Origin of the sequence: Paenibacillus sp. MY03 (assembly GCF_002165585.1) — a bacterium.
In the GTDB taxonomy this organism is placed as follows: Bacteria; Bacillota; Bacilli; order Paenibacillales; family Paenibacillaceae; genus Pristimantibacillus; species Pristimantibacillus agaridevorans.
The window spans coordinates 1-19,909 of sequence record NZ_MXQD01000003.1 but is presented as its reverse complement, the minus strand read 5'-3'; the positions used below and the strand labels follow the sequence as shown (position 1 = coordinate 19,909).

The 19,909-nt window shown below is 46.1% G+C and carries 9 protein-coding genes; 2 read left to right on the top strand and 7 right to left on the bottom strand.

Annotated elements, in window-relative coordinates:
- Positions 1–32: 32 nt before the first annotated feature.
- From B1748_RS02565 to B1748_RS02535, 7 genes are all read right to left on the bottom strand, one after another.
- Positions 33–3,188 (bottom strand): hypothetical protein, encoded by a 3,156-nt coding sequence (locus B1748_RS02565; protein WP_087566312.1) that lies wholly within the window; start codon positions 3,186–3,188, stop codon positions 33–35.
- 135 nt (positions 3,189–3,323) lie between these two features.
- Positions 3,324–9,317: an S-layer homology domain-containing protein gene (locus B1748_RS37205; RefSeq protein WP_256975496.1), complete on the bottom strand. Its 5,994-nt coding sequence runs from the start codon at positions 9,315–9,317 to the stop codon at positions 3,324–3,326.
- 69 nt (positions 9,318–9,386) lie between these two features.
- Positions 9,387–11,816, bottom strand: a complete 2,430-nt coding sequence (locus tag B1748_RS02555) for a glycoside hydrolase family 2 protein (protein WP_373271246.1) — start codon at positions 11,814–11,816, stop codon at positions 9,387–9,389.
- Positions 11,817–11,982: 166 nt separating this feature from the next.
- Complete coding sequence (locus B1748_RS02550; protein WP_087566309.1) at positions 11,983–14,337, bottom strand: glucosidase family protein; 2,355 nt, start codon at positions 14,335–14,337, stop codon at positions 11,983–11,985.
- Positions 14,337–16,037, bottom strand: coding sequence for an extracellular solute-binding protein (locus B1748_RS02545; RefSeq protein WP_087566308.1), 1,701 nt, complete (start codon positions 16,035–16,037; stop codon positions 14,337–14,339). The genes B1748_RS02550 and B1748_RS02545 overlap by 1 nt, the downstream gene beginning before the upstream one ends.
- Positions 16,038–16,095: 58 nt before the next feature.
- Positions 16,096–16,983, bottom strand: coding sequence for a carbohydrate ABC transporter permease (locus B1748_RS02540; RefSeq protein WP_087566307.1), 888 nt, complete (start codon positions 16,981–16,983; stop codon positions 16,096–16,098).
- Positions 16,984–17,001: 18 nt separating this feature from the next.
- On the bottom strand, positions 17,002–17,913 hold the full coding sequence (locus B1748_RS02535) for an ABC transporter permease (protein WP_256975494.1): 912 nt from the start codon (positions 17,911–17,913) through the stop codon (positions 17,002–17,004).
- 375 nt (positions 17,914–18,288) lie between these two features.
- Between B1748_RS02535 and B1748_RS02530 the strand changes: the two genes are divergently transcribed.
- Together B1748_RS02530 and B1748_RS02525 are read left to right on the top strand one after the other, a co-directional pair.
- Positions 18,289–19,347: a LacI family DNA-binding transcriptional regulator gene (locus tag B1748_RS02530; RefSeq protein ID WP_087566306.1), complete on the top strand. Its 1,059-nt coding sequence runs from the start codon at positions 18,289–18,291 to the stop codon at positions 19,345–19,347.
- 239 nt (positions 19,348–19,586) lie between these two features.
- On the top strand, positions 19,587–19,909 hold a 323-nt coding region (locus B1748_RS02525), incomplete at its 3' end, for a lipid II flippase Amj family protein (RefSeq protein WP_256975493.1).

Sequence of the window (19,909 nt, the reverse complement as noted above, 5' to 3'; positions counted from 1 at the left end):
TCCCGTTCAACTGAACGGGACTACGCTTAACATTACAGGGCGTTCGAAATCCTCATTTCATCGACTACCATAGATGTTCCCGCTCCGCCGATTTCAAACAGGACGATATCAAATTTCTTCTCTGAGCTCCACCCTGTAAGGGCTGGGATGTTGTATCTAAAAGTCCCAGTCTCCAGTGTATCCGCTTGAATGACTTTGTCACCGGTTCCGTCATTGACTTTTAAGGCCCATTTAGCGCCATTGGTCAGAGTCGGAACTTGAACAATTAAAATAGGGTATCGATTTAAATCGTATTCCACCGCTCTGATCATATTTCCGTTAGGACCACTTACGGCAGAAAGGGTTGTAAGACCGTTTGAAGAGCTTGCAATGGCATTGTTACGGATCGGCCAATCCGAGACATTGCTGAAATCCTCCAGTGTGTAGGCAGGGCTCGATAGTAGATCGACTTTAAAACTCGACCCTGTTGGACCTACGACATATAACAAAATATCAAAGGTTTGTTTGCCGCCCCAACCCGTAATAGCCCTAAGGTCATAGGTAAAGGTTCCGGTTTGAGAGGTGTCCGTCTGCACGTTGATATCCCCAGAACCTTTGTTCACTTTTAATGCCCATTGGGTCCCAGTCGAAGCCTGGGGTACGGTAATCTGCAAGAACGGCGAATCCGTTAGATTGACAGTTACGTTTTTCCTTACAGAACCATAAGGACCGACAGCAGCAAATACTGTAGCTACCCCCGAAGTTGTAGAGATGGATGCATTGAATGGATTCGTCCAGTCCGATACATTATTAAAATCCTCCAGTACTGTTGCAGGGATGGCATGGATCGTATCGGCCTTTACCCAACCATTAACAGCAAACAACTTGACTTTAAATGTCTTCGTACCGGACCACCCCGTGATCGCCTTCAAGTCATACGTGAACTCTCCGACCTGGGATGTGGAAGTTTGCAAGTCAATATCGACTCCGCCATCATTAACTTTTAACGCCCAACCGCCTTGCACTTTATCCACCTTGATCGTCATTTGAGAGAATGCGTCTACATCATAGGTAACTTGCTTGGCCCCATATCCGTAGTTGAGATTGTTTGCGGAATAGTTGAATATCGTACCTGCTCCATTGATCGCATACATGCCTGAATTTACACGTTCGGTCCAGTCTTCCACATTTTTGAAATCTTCCACAGTAGGCATAACATTCGGAACATTTGGCATAGAGAAGGCGGATGAGTTAAAAGCAAAGTTCGTCGCCGACCCGGAATCAATGCGAACGCCGTTCAACAACCAGGTAAATTCAATAACCGCGCTTGCCATAAACAGACTCGGCCGAACGCCGCCGACGGTCGGATTATTCGAACTGCCAGGAAGAAGCATCTCCGCAAAATCCGGGGCGCGTATCGCATCGCGCAAATTGGCTTCGATAAATTCCTTCGCTTGCTTGTGACCGCTATAATTCAACAGACCATAAATGGTTAAAGATGCGTTTGGATATTTCATTGCGCCAAAGCCGCTCATTTGCCCGCTTGGATTATGAATGCTTATAAAATAATCTTTTAATTTGGACAAAGGATTGGATGACAAGCCATTAACCGCAAGCGCGCTAATTTTAATATAGTCGCCCCCAAGGCTGACCGGCCCCGTTATCGTATCATAATATTGATAGATTTGCTGAGGCTCTGCGAAGAACCAAGCCTCCATATTTGCAATCATCGATTGTTTTTTGGCTTGCCACATCGCGATGTCGGCTGATATCCCTAGTTCGTTGGCTATTTTTATAGCAAAATCTACATCGAAAAGCCACGAGGCGACGAAATCCAAATCCCTGGACGTAGGCGGAGTATTGACCCCCTCCATAAACCAGTACGGGTGATCCTCGGCCCAATCGAGATGCCGTTTAAGATTAGGGTATACGGTCTGCAGTTTGTTCAAATCGTTAGTATTTTTATAAAGCATCCATGCTGTCTGAGCTTTTCGAGTCGGCAAAGATTCTCCTGCAAGCGCTCCGTTGGAATCGACCAGACTCATTAAGCCCAAATAGGCGTTCCATGCTTCTGCAGGCATCATGTAAGATAGAAACTGGTAACCGAACAGGCTCTCCCATTGCGCCGATCCCGGATTGCGCGGTTCGCCGAAATTCCATAATGAAGGCTTGCCCGTCATCATTTGCGGATAGGGGAAAGAGGCAGCATTTTCCGGTAGCGCTTTCATATAATTTTGCAAATAAAACGTCCAGGCCTTGTAATAGCTATCGCGATGCTGCTGAGCGGTTACCCCATAGGGGTTAACCGTGGAGAATCCCCAGACAGAAGGCAGCGGCGCTTTCCGGAGTTGCGTGTCCATATAGGCTTTGGCAGCCGTTAATCGATCGGTTACTTTAAGGGCAAACACATCTTTAGCGCGAGAGATGGCTACGGTACTGCCTTCGGATGAGGAGGCAACGCCTATGCTAACCGCCATTCTCCCGCCTGAATTAAAATGTTTTCTAAAGCTCCATGTAGATGCTCCAAGAACAGGGACCTCATTTAACGCTACCGGGGTTGTATCCGCAGTCAGGCCAACAAAATGAACGGCATAATAATAGTTGGCTTCCGATACAAGCAGGACACGGTTGGTGCCGTCCCATTGTGCGCCGCCCGAGCCGGTGATCGTCCCTCTTACCAGAACATCATTGGGGACGCCCGAATTATTTTGGAGATAACGGACAAATGTGCCATTGTCATCCACAAAAAAATCGTAGCCGCTTAAGGATTGGTTGACCAAGCCGGAGTAAGTCGCATTAAAATCGATTTTGTAAGGATACCAAGTAGATTGAACGGTGCCGGCCGGGTTTCCGTTCGTTCCGGTAGCTACCAATCTTGTATTCACTACGGAAGGCCATTTGAAAGTGGATGATTTAAACCATCCGCCCAAATGAGCCGCTAATTCTCCATCCAATGCCCCCGGTGGCGTTGATGAGTCCCCCATGTTGGCGTTCAAAGATAGGCGGCTGCCCGGATAACTAAGCCAGCGGGGTTGTTGAGCGCTGCTGTCCGCAATACTGTCGCTGTTAAAAGCAGCGTCTCCCGCCATCTCCACATTACCAATCAGTGCAGCATGAGCTTTCATAGATCCAAAGGAACTTTCGAGCAATGTTACAAGAATCGCGAATACCAGGAAATACAGACCCGACTTTTTGGTTTTCCGCATCATTTCATGCTCCTCCCTGTAGATTAAGATTTCATCCCGTTCAATCACCCTCGGCAGATGAAAAACACAGTCAGCAGCGAGTCGCAAAACACACATCTCAGTAATTGCGACATCACCGCTGACTGTTAGGTGTACCTGTTATACTTGTCCGTCAATGAAGCTTTGACTGACGATACGCATTTGATTGATCGTAATGGAAGCGCCCGGCTCGCCGATGACAAATATTTTAATGATGAACTCCTTCTCCCCGGTCCAGCCTAACATTGGTCCGTAAGTAGTCAGCTTGTAGTTGAAAGTACCAGCTGATCCGTCCTCCGGCTTCAGGGCCTGATCAACTCCAATGTCCAAGTTTTCGATTTTTACCGTCCAGTTGTTCACTGCTGCGGAGGTACGAATCTGCAGAATCGGCGTTTCATCCACATTCACTTTTACTTTAACTTTCGTGTAGAAATGTTGCCATGCCGGATTGGCCAAATCTGTTGTCGTTAATCGAATGCCATCCGCTCCGCCGTTTATCTGTTCGACTTTAATACCTCCTGGATTGAAGGAATATCCGTATTCCCACTGCTGCAAGTCTGTGAAGTCCGCTTGCCAGCCTAAACCTTCAGCAAGCACCGTCACCGGGAACGTCTTCGTCACCGAAGGAAACCCCGCCTTGGACAACGTCAACGTAACATTCGCTTCTCCCTCGGATATGCCGCTGATCAACAATTCCCCGGCTTGTACGTTTGCCTGAACGATAGCGCTGTCGCTAGATACCGGAACAATCGTTACGTTTTCTGGAACAGCCGCAACCTGCACTCGTTTGCTCGCATCGACCGAAACATACTGCGGCAATATATCGCCAACTGTAATTGCTGACGCGTTGTTGTCGAGATAGGTCTGGCTAACCATGCGCAGTTGATCGATCGTAATGGAAGCGCTCGACCCGCCGACAAGATAAATCTTGACGAAAAATTCCTGCTCCCCGGTCCAACTATTCATTTGTCCATACTGTTTCAGATTGTAGTTGAATATGCCTTCCGATCCGTCCTCCCCTTTCAAGGCCTGCTCATCTCCGAATTCGCTGGTCCCGATTTTTACCGTCCAATTTTTTGTTGCGTTGGAGGCCCGAATTTGCAGAATCGGCGTTTCATCCACGTTTACCTTTATTTTTGTGTAGAACGGTTGCCAGGTCGGATTCGCCTGATCGGTCACGGTTAGTTTAACGCCGCCCGCTCCGCCATCCAATTGCACGACATCAAGGCCGCCCGGGTTCGAGGAATATCCGGAATTCCACCGCTGCAAGTCTGTAAAGTCCGCCTGCCAGCCTAAGCCTTTGGCGAATACCGTGACTGGAAATGTCTTCGTTGCGGACTGATAGCCCGTCTTCGACAACGTTAACGAAATCGTCGCATTGCCTTCGGATACACCTATGATCGACAATTCCCCGTCTTGCACGTTTGCCTGAACGATAGCGCTATCGCTAGATACCGGAACAATCGTTACGTTGTCCGGAACCGCAACAACTTGCACACGCTTGCTCGCATCGACCGAAACATACTGTGGCGCAATATCGGCAACAGTGACATCCGGGATGCTGACGTTCACCTGAAAGGAGAGACTCCGATCCCCATAAAATTCTCTCTTTAATTGAATGGTTATCGTTGTCGTCCCTTCGCTTAGCGCTTGCAGCTTCAACTGATTCCCCACCATCTGAGCATTGGCGATCTCCGGATGTTCCGAGGTCAATGCATAGCTGACAAGCCCCGGGGTTGTCCGTAGCGGAATCATGGTATCCGTATAAGCCTCTACTTCGTAGTCGGCAATGCTTTGCATCGTGATCTCGGGCTTGCTCATCAGCTTCAACGTATCGAATATTACCCGTCCGCCGAACTGCGAAGCGTAGATCCGCAGCTTGAACGTCTGCTGACCCGTCCAGCCCGTCAATGCTTCCAAATCATAGAGGTAGTCGCCTGTTCCATAACCGCTCTCTCTTACAACCATTTCTTCATTGCTTTCGTTGATCAAGCTGACACCCCAATGAGCGCTAGCCTCCGCAACAGCGAGCTTTAGCAGTTGTACCGTACCGGAATCGGCTTCAATTACCGTTTCGATATAATGGTCCTGCAGCACGTCAAGCTGAAGCTTTCCACCGGCTCCGTTCACGTTTAACTTCCCGTGATCCCAAGTCCATGCATTCAAACCTGCCTCTTCATGTTGCCATCCTTTGGCTGCGGAAACACCCACATCGAATGTACGGATTGTATCCGAATAGCCATTTCGACTGGAAACAACCGTAATAACAGCGTTTCCGGCAGAGAGGCCTGTCACAGTGAGTACGTTGTCAACCAACTCGACTGCTGCTGTCGTTTTTTTGCTGCTCGCAACATAATAGGATACCCCGTCTTGCAATTGGAGCTTCACTTGTTCGCCAACTCCAATGATTTGATCCTTGAGCGGAGATTCCGTTATTGCCGGCAAATGAACGGGCTTATGATCAGGCGCATCAATAATCGCAGATGTGCCGCCCATCCAAGATCCCGACAAATTGATTTTCTTCTTGGAAGCGTCCAGTTTGTAGTTAAGCGTCAATCCATCCAATAAAATATTGGATACTTCACCGTCGGCCTCAAACAAGTTCGTAAACATCGGTTTGCCCATATCCATACGATATCCGTTACGCTGAAGCACGTTATCAACGAGCATAGTAGCTCCAAAAGAGGATGGACGTACGCCTTGCGGATATGGCACTCCCGGTACCGAATACTGTTCGGCGAAGAAATGGGCTTTGGTCACATCCCTTATCATGGTTTCAATAATCATTTTTGCGTCTTCTATTAAACCGTTGTCAATCAAGCCGTATGTCAAATAACCAACATCCGGATGCTTCGGGATAAACAACCCTGCAAATGGTTCTTCCGGTTTCATATTCGCTTTCAACCGATTATATAAACTTTCACGCAAAGTCGGGTCTAAATCGGTAATATACATACCCGTGGAGGTCCAAAGCGGATTGCCCGGCGTGAATTCGCCATTTACCAAATTGTAATATTGGTAAGGCACTCCATCCTTCCAAAAGGTAGTCGTATATGTTTTGTATAACTCCTTATATCTATCTTCCCAGAAGTCAATCTTGTCGATATACCCTAATATGCGAGAAATCTCGATTGCGAATTCGATATCCTTAAGTGCAGAGACGGCAAATTCCGCGTCAATGACATCCGGATTGTCGACGCCGGGCATAATCCAACGAAGATGATCGATTCTCCACAAGAGATACCGCTCTAAAGCGGGGTAAATCTCTTCCAAAGAATCCGCATCCTTGGATATATTATACAGGATGAGCGCTGTTTGAGCTTTTCTGGAAGGTAAGCTTTCCCCTGCCATAAGTCCGTCGTCATCCACCAGGGACATCATCCCTTTAAACGCATCCCATGCCAGTTCGACGTCAATGTATGCATACTGTTGAATCGACAGCAAGCTTTCCCACGAAGCGGAATACGCCGCTTTTTGATCGCCATGCCCCCAGAGCGAAGCCTTCCCTGTCACGATTTGCGGATAGTTAAAGTCGACTTCGGGAGCAGCAGCCAAAATGTTCGAAGCCGTAAACACCCAAGCCTTGTAATATTCCTGTTCAATCTGTTCGAATGTGACGCCTTGCGGATCAACATGTTCCAGTTCGAACTTACCCGGTTTAGGTACTTTGGCGAGATATTGATTCCAATTATCCAATCGTTCCTTAAATTTAAGATCACGATCGTTGTTCTCGAATGGATTGCGAACGGCTTCCATAATACTAACCTTGCTATCCGCTGGCGTTCCAATGCTGAATGCTGCGGATAATCCGCCAGGCGGCAACGTATGAAGTTCGAAATCCATCAGCCAGTACCCTTTGCCATGGGGTTGCGATGAGCCGTTGTCAATCAGCATATCCGCATAACTTTCGAAATATCGAATACCGTTAGAAGGCTGTTGCCCGAAGGAAATCGCATACTGCTGATCCTGCAAGGTTGTCCCCGTTGATACGTATAAGGTATTTATATCTTCATTCCATTGGATATCCCCTTTGTATTGCCCAAACAAAGAGATGGAATTGCTAGTACCGTTTCGATTTGCTTTAATGGTCCGAACAACCGTGTTCTCGTCATAGAAGAAGTCTGACCCTTCCAATTGCAGACCGCTATTGTAGTCCGCCCCGAAGGTTAGCTCATGCGGCGCCCATGTTGTCGTATAGTCGCTCGCTTCCGCTAATGTCGATTGAATCTCGACAATCTCCAACGTATCTATTTTGAGATAGCTGCCCTTGCCCACCTGGAATATGCGCAGCAATACATCCTTCTCGCCTGTCCAGTCCGGAACCATCTTGGCAATATCAATCGTTTCCGTTCCGTCAGCTGAGCTCTCCGCGCGTAATACCCGTTCATCTCCACGGTCGCCTTTGCTCAAGTCGTAGATCTTAATGGCCCAAGCTCCCGTCGTTTCTGTATGAAGCTGCAGTAATGGTTTCTTATCTAAATCTATGGCTATCGATTCACTTGTTAGAAACTGCCAAGGAAAGGTTGCATCGTTTTTTACATTCAATTGTATAAAATCCGAATTGAAGTCAACAACGGCATCCTCGGGATATTCGAACTCGCTAATTCTCCATTTGTCCGGATCGTTAAAGCTTGCCGACCATATGCTGTCAACAGTCTGATCCGTATTCGACTTATCGAAGATTCCCATTACGGTATCCAAGGTATACCCCTTGTAATTCGTTGGCCAAGGGCTCAGAAAGCCAATATTCAGGGGAAGGATTGGGCTATTGCTATTATGAACCTGTGTCGTCGGATCCGGCAGATGAAAATCGAAAGGATTGACGACAATCCTGCTCTGCGGCACACTCATCCAACGACGCTGTTTCGGACTATCCTCTTCTATTAACTGCTGACTTAGCATTGGATCGGTTGGATCGGTTGGATTTGTTGGATTGGTGCTCCCCCCGCCAGGGGCAGTCGATCCCGGATGACTCGTCAAGTCTTGAGCCGTTACGTTCTTACCCGCAATCTTCACGCTTATACCCGGAGCAATCATGATCTTGCCGGGTTGATTATCCATCACCACTCCGCCAGCTTGAATATCGGCATTGTCTATCCCATTGGCTCCTGTAATGGTTATTGAAGCTTGTGCGATAAATTGCCCCACCCTGGATTGCTTATCGAGATGGAGTTCGCTCCCTGTTCCCTTGTTGCCGAGAACCATTTCGTCCACCTTGGAGTTATTTAAGCTGATGTTTGCGGGTTTCACCACATCCAGGGTGTGAATGACACTGTTATCTGCAACGACTTTCATTTGTTCCTTGTTTACGATAACCTTGCCTTTAATTTTAGAATTGGCAATAGATATGCCTTCAAGCCCACCGCCGTTGATGATAATATTTCCTTCTACCTCGACCCCGTCCAGTGTAACGACACCGGCATCGACTCCAACCGTAAGATAGAGATCGCCTTTTATTTTCATGTTAGAAAGAACAACATGATTGCCATTAATGATGACGCTTTTTTGGTAATCTCCTGAGTAGGCACCACCATCGCTAATGATTTCATCAACGACATTATCGAAGATTTGAAAGGCTTCCGCACGGGTTAAGCGACCCTTGGGGTCGAATTTATTTCCGCCCTTCCCCTTAATAAAGCCGTTCTCTTGCATGGCCTGTACCGCTTCACGACTCCAATCGGCAATAAGCGCAGCATCGGCAAACTTCTGAGATGGAGATTTGTCGCTTGCTTGCAGCTGGAATACTCGGGAATAAATGACCGCGGCTTCCTCGCGGCTAATGTAATCCAGCGGCCTTGCGTGTCCGCTGTCATCGCCCAATATTAGTCCGGCAGCATGCGCCTTCGAAAAATCGGAAGCATACCAGGCATTGGGGGATACATCGGCAAATTCCTTATTGCTCGTTTCTTTCAAGTTCAATATGCGTACGATAAAGCTGGCTAATTCCGCTCTGGTCATTGGTTGATCAGGCTTATACTGCTGTTTGGAATCTCCTCGGATGATCCCCTTATCAATCCATTTTGTCATTGCCCGTTGTGCCCAATGATTTTCCAATTCCGATTTCTGCGCTGCGACCAAACTCGGATAGGTAAACAATAAACATGCGATAACCATTAATGAAATAGACCTATTCCATCTCATAAACCTAAACATCAAATACCCTCCTTTTCTTTAACTCGATGATTAGCTCGGCAAACCAATGTTGAAACCGTTTATGATAAGCTGCTCCACCGAATCCATAGGTTGCATAGAGCTCTCAATCGTAACGCTTTCTCCAGGGAAAATATGAAGATAGTTATGGTTAAATGAAACAATCCTGGAAGCTTCTTTTTCTTGAATCATGACACCTACCGCTGTAATATCGGAGACGTTGCGAATCTGCAGCTGCCCTTCTCCCATAAGTTCCACAGCTAACGATGCTTTAGGCAACTGTCTTAGCGGTCGATACGGGGAGAGCAAGTCCATAGAGTACAGATACGTGTTGGTGCTGACAACCGCATCCTCTTTATCCCTTACTTGCAATCTCAAGAAAAAGAGAGAGTACGGAGCCCCTGAGACAATCCAATCCAGCTCGCCTACTTGCGTTGCAAGTTGTTCGGAAGTACAGGTAAACCTGTCTTGCTTATACACCGTGCCATCGATCCCTACAATTTCGGCCTGTACCTCAAAGGTCTGTCCGTTTGTTCCAAGCTCATCGTGCAAGTACAATTGACAGCTGAAACGCTCTCCTTCGCTAAAGTTGACCTTGTCATACTTCGCTGAAATATGGAGTGAGGAAAATGCATTCTTTACGGCATAATAAGCCGGTTTGACCATTCCGTCATATTCGATTACAGATGTGTTCGAGTTGTTGGCAAAGGGTTCATTTCCCATCCAGATAATAAAACCGGATGCGTATGGCTCCCTTCTCCGAGTCGCTTCGATCGCATAACGCAGCGATTCCATCTGCACATACCGGCTGGCTTGACTGTATATTTGCAATTCATTATGATCGCGACTCCACTCGCCGAATAATCTGTTTAACTGCTCCCATTGAATCCACCATGCCCCCCGATGAACCCAATACGGATTTTCCTTTGTTGGAGGCCAAGCCGAACAGCCTATCGCATATTTCTCAATATTTTCCGCTCTTGAAATACCGGGAGTCCCCATCTCGGACAGCAATAGTGAGTCGTCCTTGTTAAAAAATTCGTAGTGATCCCCCTCCAAATATAACCAGGGGCCGTGCACATCATGATGAAGCCCGTTGCCCATATGTTTGACATTGGCATTAAAGCTTGGGCCGGAGGCGCTTGTCGGCAAAAATCCACGGTCAGGATCATGCTCCTCGACAACTTTTTTTAGTCTCGCAATATTGGCATGTCTCTCATCGACAGGCTTAAACCCTTCCCACATGAGCTCGTTGCCCCCGCACCAGATGACAAGACTTGGATGCGATCTTTTTTCCTTAATGGCAAAGATGGCCACCTGCTCCAAATCATTGAGAAACTTGGGATCGTCCGGCGGTGTATTGTTGATTCCGCTAGAAGATTGCAATAATTCCTGCCACACCATGAGTCCATTGGCATCACAGTATTGATAGAAATCTTGTTTTTCAATAATGGCGCCGCCCCAAACTCGCAAAATATTTACATTCATATCTTTAAACCGGCCAAGATAGTTGGCATATTCGTCCGCCTTGACATCTCCATAAAAGGGGCGAATAGGCACCCAGTTAACGCCTTTCATGAAGATCGGTCTGCCATTGATTACGAGCGTATAAGGTAGAGCGCTTTCAGGGGAATTCGGATTTTTAATAAATTCCAACTTACGGAATCCGATAAGCTTCCTATCCTGGCATTTCATGATATGGTTATCATTCGTGATCTCAATGAAAACCTCATACAGCGGTTGATTTCCATACCCGTTAGGCCACCATAATGCAATGTCAGCCACTGCAAGTTCGTGTTCAATAATAAATGAATTACCGCATTCAAGCTCCATCGTATGAACGGCAATCGCCTTCTGTTCGCCTTGGTCTGTCATGACCCTGTAAGAGATCGTATAGGAGCCCCGTCTCTGAACGGTCACTTCCGTACGAAACCGCACATGGCCGTCGATCATGTTGTCCTCTACCATTGCATTGGGGTAGAAATCATTGATTTTGACCTCGCTGTAGGTTTGAAGATAGACGTCTCTCCAAATACCGACCGGGACAATCCTCGGACACCAATCCCAGGCATAGTTGAAACGCGATTTCAGCTTTCGAATTTGATTGGAATAACCGAATTGTCCGTCAATATCCGGCGCCGCATGAAAGACGACTAACAATCGGTTGGATCCATTTGTACGGATCCGGTCTGTTATATCCAGTCTCACGGGGATAAACATGCCTTCAAAACCCGCAACTTTGCTGCCATTGAGATAAATTTCTCCGGAGTAATCCAATCCTTCGAATACGAGTTCGCATCGATCTTGCAGCCAGTCATCGGATATGCTGAAATTCGTTTCATATACCCATTCCCTGTTATCAACCCACTCGCCGTCCAAGCTGGCCAATCCTAAATTGGGATCCTTTAGCCACCCATTCGCCATTAAATCCGTTTGCACACTGCCGGGAATCCTTGCTTTCATATGTCCAATAGCTGGAATGATCTCGTGACCGAGTTCCATGGACTCATATAGTCGCCATTGGTTTTTGTAAAAGCCCATTAATCCCCATTGACATTCATTTAAAGATACGGTGTTAGTCAGCTTTTACACTCCCAATCCTTGAAGTCTCTATGTTCGAATACATTTCCTAAAAACTCTCAACCAGCCCTTGCTCATGGAACAAATTCATCCGATAAGGCTTGCCGTTTTCCAAGCGGTACCCGTTTTTTAAAAGTACGCATTCTATTAATTGCGCACACCCGAAAATGGATGGCCTGACTCCCGTCGGATGGGGTTTATCCTCCACATCATATTGCTCCGCAAAAAAACCGGACATCGTTACATCGCGGATACATACCTCGACAAGCTGCCGAGCCTCCTCCAGAAAACCCAACTGTATCAAGCCGTAAATGTCGAAGTTAATATCCGGATGTTTGGGGTAAGCAAGTCCTCCAAACGGTTTGCTCGGGTCGAATTCTCCCAGAAACCGGTTAATCAGGCTCTCCGCATAAGGCGTTTCCAAGGAAGGGAGGTAAACGCCCGTCAGCACCCAGGAGGTCCAGCCCGGGTTTCTCGCTCCCGTGGCGGTATCGTAATATTGATTAGGAAATCCGCCCGGCGCGTCCCAAAACCATGCTTTGTAATTTTGCAATAATTCGGCATACGTTTCTTGCCAGATCGGAATCTCGTCCTGCATGCCGAGCAATTCCGCCATTCGAATGAAATAAGAAATGTCGATAAGGGCGGACACGACGAACTCCGAATCTTTCGAATTCGGGTTATTAATCGATCCAAGAATCCAGCGCGGGTTGTCCACACGCCAGCGTAAGTATGAACGGATTGACGGATATACGGACCGCAAGGCATTTATATCTCCGGTTAGTTCGTATAAAATCATGGCCGTTTGCGCTTTTCTGGAGGGCAGACTTTCTCCCCCGAGCATGCCGGTCGGGTCAACCAAAGACATCAGACCTTTAAATGCTTTCCAAGCCACGTCAGGATCGATATACGCGTACAGTTGTATCGCAAAGAGGCTTTCCCATGCAGCGGAATAAGGCGCTTCGTGAGCCCCGGACCCCCATAACGAAGGTTTGCCGCAGCAAAGCTGAGGGTATGGATACCCAGCTTCCGGCGATACGTCCAGCATATTGGACGCCAGGAAAATCCATGCCTTATAATACTGTTCCTCCGCTTGATCAGGCGTTACTCCTTTGGATGGAACATGATCCAGTGAGAACAAAGATGGCGATGGGACCTTTTCCAAAAACCCGTTCCAAAATCGTTCATTCTGTTGCCTTTTTTCCGTTAAACGTTCGTCAACCGACTCCCGAAGCGAAATCGCGCTCAAATTCCGTACCAGGCTCTCGGCCGTTTCAAGCGGACCCGGGAAGGAGACCAAAAGATGAATGCCTTCTCCGATGCTCCGAACCGATTTTATCCGCATCTGCCAATACCCGTATTGCGGAGGCTCCTCCAATGCCCGAGTGCCGCTTAAATAATCGCAATAATTGGCATAGTAAACCATCCCCTCAACGTGTTCTCCTAATAGTCGAATCGCGAAGGCATACCGTCTGTCTTTTACAACAAGCATGGCCAGGCTGGGATCATACGTTAGCTGTCCCGTATAACGGCCGCCCAAGATGATGTCGGCGCCCGACGCCTCTTGCGCACAAGTTATGGATCTGCACACCGTGTTCGTGTTATAGAAATAGTCTCGTCCTTCCAACGTCATTTGATTTCGATAAAACGCTTGAAAGGCAAGTTCGTGAGGCGCCCACTCGGTTTCAAACCGGATGGCATCGGCGTAGGGATTCAAAACGCCCGCAATCTCCAGTTTTTCAAAGGTTATGGATTTGCCAAACCCATAAGCATATAACCTCAGCTTAAAACGCTTGCGTCCTCCCCATCCGGTCACTTCGGCAATATTAACGCTAAAGACACCCGAGTTGGAATTTTCCGTCATCAGTTCGATATCTTCTCTTGCAGACTCCGCCTCAAGCGGCGCAACTTTAATGCTCCATGCGGACAAACATTCCGGCACAACCACATTCAGCATTGGCGTTTGATCAAGGTCAACCTCAATTTCCGTCGTAAGATACTGCCAGTAATCTCTTGCATCGCTATTAACCGTAATCGTAATACCAGAGACGTCGAACAGGGCGGTTCCATGACCGGGAATATCATATTCGCTTATTGTCCACCGGGCCGGGTCAGATACATTTAATACGCATCCCTCGATTCGCTGCGGCGAGCGATTGGTATCCGTGTGAATCATAATCATATCGCCAAACTCGAACCCGATCTCGGACTCGGGAATATGCGGAGTGAGATATCCGATATTCATAGGCATTGTGGATCGATTGCTGTACGAAGAAGGGGACGTCGTCCCCGCCTTCTTGAAATTAAAAGGATTTACAACGACGCGACTACCGGGAAGGCTCAGCCACCGTTGCTGGTTGCCGCCCCTTTCCCGCAGTTTATCAACGGTCCAAAGTTCCGTCATTATTGCTCATCCAAGAACGCTTGCAGTTGTTGAACCAATTCCGCTTTGATTTTCTGAATATCTGCCTGCAATTGCTTGTCTTTCAACAGATTCTGTTCTTGTTTGGCTTTGTTGTCCGCAATATTTTTAATGAGTCCCAGCTCAAAACCTGCGTTTTCGGCGGCCATTTTTGCAAATGAAGGGTTGGTCATTTCGGTTTTCACAGGCTCCCCATTAAAAGTAAAGCCGGCGCTAACTTGTTTGAGGAACGTCGTATCTTGAGCAACATAACTGTAATACTCCACTACATCTTGCGGATATGCTTCTGCAAGACGCATATAGTTCGGATTCCAAGTTAATTGGTATCCAGGAAATGCGTAGTTCTGGCCAGGGTCCACTCCATCCGGAAGCTTGTATTTATCGTCCCCTACCGCAACCCAGTTTTTACCTTCAATTCCGTATTCAAATAAGTCGTGATTTTGTTGGCTTGCAAAGATCCAATCCAGGAACATCATAGAACGATCAGCATTCTTAGACGAAGCGGGGATGCTCAAGAAGTTCCAAAACTTAAATTCGGTTAGCAGAGAAGCCGGTTCCATGTTGCGCACGTTGTTCTCGTACACATATACACCCAGCTCGCTTCCCGGCACTGCCGCTTTTAATGCGTTCTCTAGTGCGACATAGCTGTCTAACGTCTGCATGTACGAGCCGGCGGTGCCTGCAGTAAATTGATCTTGCGCATCCTTGCGGTTGATTGCATTGGATTCGATGTAACCCTTCTCGTTCCAATTCAATATCTCTTCATTGGTTGTGAAGTCGAGTGCATGAAAGGGCTCAGGAAAATCCTTCAAAGCATCCGTGCTTTCCCCTGGCAAATAGGCTGCTTTAATCTGGTTGTCTACAATATGCAATTTGGCTACGCCAGCGGAGCCTGTCGATACTTCCCATATATTATTTTTGGCCTGATCGATTTTAATGGCTCTATTTCCGTCAATAATCCATGCTGGCGGGTATTGATCCTTATTAAAGATATATGGAGTAATTCCAGGCTCATTATTTTTTACTGCATCAAAGTAAGCAATCATATCGTCATAGGACTTCAGTTCCGATATACCGTGTTTTTTGGCCAAGTCTTTCCGGTAATACAACGCATATACGGGAGCATAACCTTGACCGAGCGGTACCCCGTAAACATGCTGCTGTTTATCGGGACCAACAAATTTATTATTGTTAAGCAAGCTTTCGCCGAACGCTTTTTGCAAGCCCGGATATTGATCGTTATTAAAATACTTGTCCAATTCAATATAGCTGCCGTTAGCGATCAAACCAGGCATGTTCAACCACGGTGCATCGAAAGCCAAGTCAATCTTTTGCCCGGCTGACAGCATCAGCTTTATTTTGTTGCCGTAGTCGGCCAGCGGCGTCCAAGTCACGTTTAAGTCAATGTTCAAGGTATCTTTGGTCTGTCTTTCGAATTCATCGACAATCTCGTCGAATTGCTTCGGCTTGTCTCCCCAGAGCATGACCTCCAGCTTTACAGGCTCCAACGGAGTCTTAACTGCGGGCGGTTCCGACGAATTGTTTTGCACCGCATTTGTCGGTGACGACTCGCCCTTATCCGGTGTCGATGGCGAGTTTTTACCGGTGCATGCCGCAAGCAAAGAAGTACTCATGGTGACTGCAAAGATCAAAGAAAGTGTCTTTTTTATACCTTTTTTCATATTTAACCCCTCCGAAATTTTTATATGCTAATTCAGCTTTGCTGATTGTAGCTGTGATTTATCCTTTTATTGCCCCGATTTTCAAGCCTCCTACAAAATATCGCTGCAGGAACGGATAAAGAAAGATAATCGGACCAATGGTAACCATGGCGGTCGCGAGTCTTACGGTAAAAGCAGGTGGTCGCTGGGTGTTGATAACCGAACCGGCCGTACTTGAGACCGCGATATTCTGTGCAATGTCAATGTTGCGAATAATCTGCATGATGATATACTGCAGCGAAAATAACTTGTCATTGTTAATAAAAAGAAGTGCCGGTTGCCAGCTGTTCCAATACATAAGGGCGTAGAACAAACCAATGGTTGCCAACGCCGGCAATGACAACGGCAAAACAATTTGCCATAAAATCCGCCATTCCCCCGCGCCTTCCAGCCTCGACGATTCGTAAAGCTCATCCGGTATTTCGTTAAAAAAGTTACGCATGAGGAACATGTTCCATGGATTGAGAACAAAAGGGATAATATAAACCCAAATGGAGTCCGTTAGCTGCAAGTATCGGGTTACTAAAATATAAAAGGATACAAGTCCGCCATTAAACAGCATCGTGAAGTAGAAAATGAAGTTAATGTGGTTACGGTAATACAGCTTTCGACCTGATAAGGCATAGGCGATCATACTGGTAACAATCAAGCTGATAAGTGTACCCGCAACGGTTGTAAATATGGTTACTAGATAGGCTCTCGGGATCGTCGGAGTGCTTAATATAGCTTTATAAGCAGCAATAGACCAAGTTTCAGGAAACAGGGAGTAGCCGTTCCGTATCAATTCCACTTCATCGGTCAACGAGCTCGTCAATACGAGTACAAACGGATAGACGCAGGCCAGAGAAAACAATGCCGTAAATAAGTAAAATAAAGTAGACAACGACCACAAAGATGATAATTTCATTACTTTCACCGCTCCACTCTAGAAAATGGATGAATCTTTATCGAATTTTTTGACAAGTTGATTGGAGAGCACGACAAGGATGAACCCGATAATCGATTGATACAAGGCTACGGCCTGGGACATCCCAAATGAGCCTTGCGTACGCAACGCGCGAAATACATAAGTATCTATCGTGTCCGTTGTCGGAAACAGGAATGAGTTATCCCCGACCAACGAATATACCATATCCAACGTGCCCGAGAATATCCCGCCTAATGCAAGCAAAAACAACATAATGATCGTACTTTTAAGCATCGGCAGCGTAATTCGGAAAATGCATTGGAGTCGACTGGCCCCGTCAATCTTAGCCGCTTCGTATAGTCCCCTGTCTATGCCCGCAATTGCCGCCAAGTAGACAATGGCTCCAAAGCCCGCGCCTTTCCATAAGCTGAAAAAGAGCAGAATAACAGGCCAAATCGAAGATTCCATATAAGCATCCGAGATACCCAACCCTTTCATAAGCCCGTCCAAGGTGCCCGTATCAGCAGTTAAAAATGCTACAGAGAACAGCCCCACAATTGGCCAGGATATAAAGTTGGGCAAAATCATGATCGACTGCATGCCTCGAACAAACAAGCTTTTACCAAGCTCGGATAACATGATGGCAAGAGTGATGGACAGCAGTGTTCCAAATCCAATGAATAGAAGATTAAGAAAAACGGTGTTAAACGTCACGGTGAACCAATCTCGGCCTCGAAAAAAGAACTCGAAGTTTCGCAAGCCAATGAATTCGCTTCCAAAAATACCTTTGATCGGATTAAAATCCTGGAATGCCATCGTAATGCCCGCGAGCGGTAAATAAGAAAATATCAAGCTGAATAACAGAGCCGGGAGCGTCATTAGATATATGTAACGATTTTTCACCAAATCTCTTAAGCCCTTATGCTTCAATTTATTAACACCACCATTTTGTTAGTGCGAGGAACCAAACGCGTCAATCGCCCCAAGCACCTCATCAAGTTAATAAGCCTCCAATAAATCTCAAGCACCCTCCTCATTGATTTTGTAACCTTACTTTTTTGGTTATTTTTAATAAATAACCTTTCGAAGCAAGTATATGTCACTTCACATTTTTGTGTCAACATCTTTTATTTTATGTTCCCGTTATTCTTGTTTCCGCTTTCATTCATTACTGAATAGCGATAAAACCAATAGTAAAGACGATTAAACCACTTTGTTTATTCTGTTGACTTGTAAAGTTACAATATTATATAATTGCGATAATGCACATATAGGTTTTTGTTATCTTTTGGAGGAGAGTTGAGTATGACTAAAGAAAAAGTAACCCTGGATAAGATCGCCAGTAAACTCGGGATTACTAAGGTTACGGTGTCAAAAGCACTTAAAAACCAGCCCGGTGTCAGTGAGGCATTAAAGAAACAGATCATAGAGCTTTCCAATCAAATGGGATACGTAACCCGTAAAGAAAAACCTATTCAGACCGTCTATAAGTTGGGACTCATCGTCCCAAAACGTTTTTTTCTGGAGATCGATGATTTCTATACAAAGATCTTTTATTACTTGAATCGAGAGTGTGCCCTCTTGAACTACACTTTGAATCTTTACATCTTAGAACCAAAGGAAGAAGATGCCCTAAATTACCCTTTATCGTTTACTCAAGATCAAAGCGAACTGAGCGGCCTGTTTATTGCGGGTGAAATTAAGAGCGATTATTTAAAATTGCTTTTAAATCTGCCCATACCAATCGTTGCGATCGACTTTTACAAAAACAACCTGCGATTGGATTATATCGTGTCTGATAATTACCGAATGGGCTATTTCACAACTAATTATTTGGTTGAAAAAGGCCACCATACTATTGGTTTTGTCGGTAACCCAAACTATACCAGCAGTGTAATGGACCGATATTGCGGATATTTTAGGGCCTTAACACAACACGGACTTGAAATTCGCAAAGAATGGCATATCGTCAATAACGATGAGTCGGGAAAATACCACTTCGACTTTTCGTTGCCGGACCAGCTCCCATCGGCATTTGTTTGTTATTGCGATATGGCTGCGCATATCTTGTTATCCAAGCTCCAAATCAATGGCGTTCGGGTACCCGAAGATGTTTCGCTTATCAGCTTCGATAATACGGAGATCAGTCAAACTATGGTCCCTGCACTTACGACGATGCATATCGATAGATTCGAATTTGCAGAAAAGGCGTTAAAACGAATGCAGTGGAGACTCCAGCATCCCGATGAAGAGGCACAGTTTGTGTATGTGAACTCAAAGTTAATCGAAAGAGATTCCGTCAAGCCATTATCGGATTCGCCCCCATTGATTCCTGATCCGGATTACGCTGTAGGGGACCGTTAGTTGAATGACAATAGCGACAGCCAAGGACGAGAAATAAAGTCCTTGGCTGTCGCTGTTTCATTTTCCAGGCTCAGTCTAAATTTTTTCAGTTCTAACCGTACCGTCCCCTGGGTATGCGAAAAACAGGAAAAAATCAAGGAGCTCATTTCTCTTTATTGAAGGTTATTACATCAATATAATTTATATAGAGGTCTTATCTTTATTCACTATCGTCAAGAACGATATGAGGTGTTCGATTGTTGGAGCAAGTATTGCTTGTATCTATGTTTACTTTTATTATTCATCTTTCGGAAACTCTTACCTATTCTATTCGCTTAGCAGGTGTACGATTAGGGAAATTGGCGGTTGCTTTATCCTTATCGGGGATCATACTGCTCATTTCAAGAACAGCTAATATGCTACAGGCCCCGCTTACAGGTAACATTATTGATTTATCAAAAAATTTTAACTTAGAATATAATCTAATTGATCAGTTTCGTATTATTATTGGTGCGGCAACAGTAGGAACTTTTACAGCTTTATTGCTGTTTCCATCCGCGGTTTTTCTATCTTCGAGGGTAAT

Bases quoted from the DNA above. Each gene is read 5' to 3' on its own strand.
- B1748_RS02565 (WP_087566312.1), bottom strand. From the start codon at position 3,188: ATGATGCGGAAAACCAAAAAGTCGGGTCTGTATTTCCTGGTATTCGCG.
- B1748_RS37205 (WP_256975496.1), bottom strand. From the start codon at position 9,317: ATGGTTATCGCATGTTTATTGTTTACCTATCCGAGTTTGGTCGCAGCG.
- B1748_RS02555 (WP_373271246.1), bottom strand. From the start codon at position 11,816: ATGAAAGCAAGGATTCCCGGCAGTGTGCAAACGGATTTAATGGCGAAT.
- B1748_RS02550 (WP_087566309.1), bottom strand. From the start codon at position 14,337: ATGACGGAACTTTGGACCGTTGATAAACTGCGGGAAAGGGGCGGCAAC.
- B1748_RS02545 (WP_087566308.1), bottom strand. From the start codon at position 16,037: ATGAAAAAAGGTATAAAAAAGACACTTTCTTTGATCTTTGCAGTCACC.
- B1748_RS02540 (WP_087566307.1), bottom strand. From the start codon at position 16,983: ATGAAATTATCATCTTTGTGGTCGTTGTCTACTTTATTTTACTTATTT.
- B1748_RS02530 (WP_087566306.1), top strand. From the start codon at position 18,289: ATGACTAAAGAAAAAGTAACCCTGGATAAGATCGCCAGTAAACTCGGG.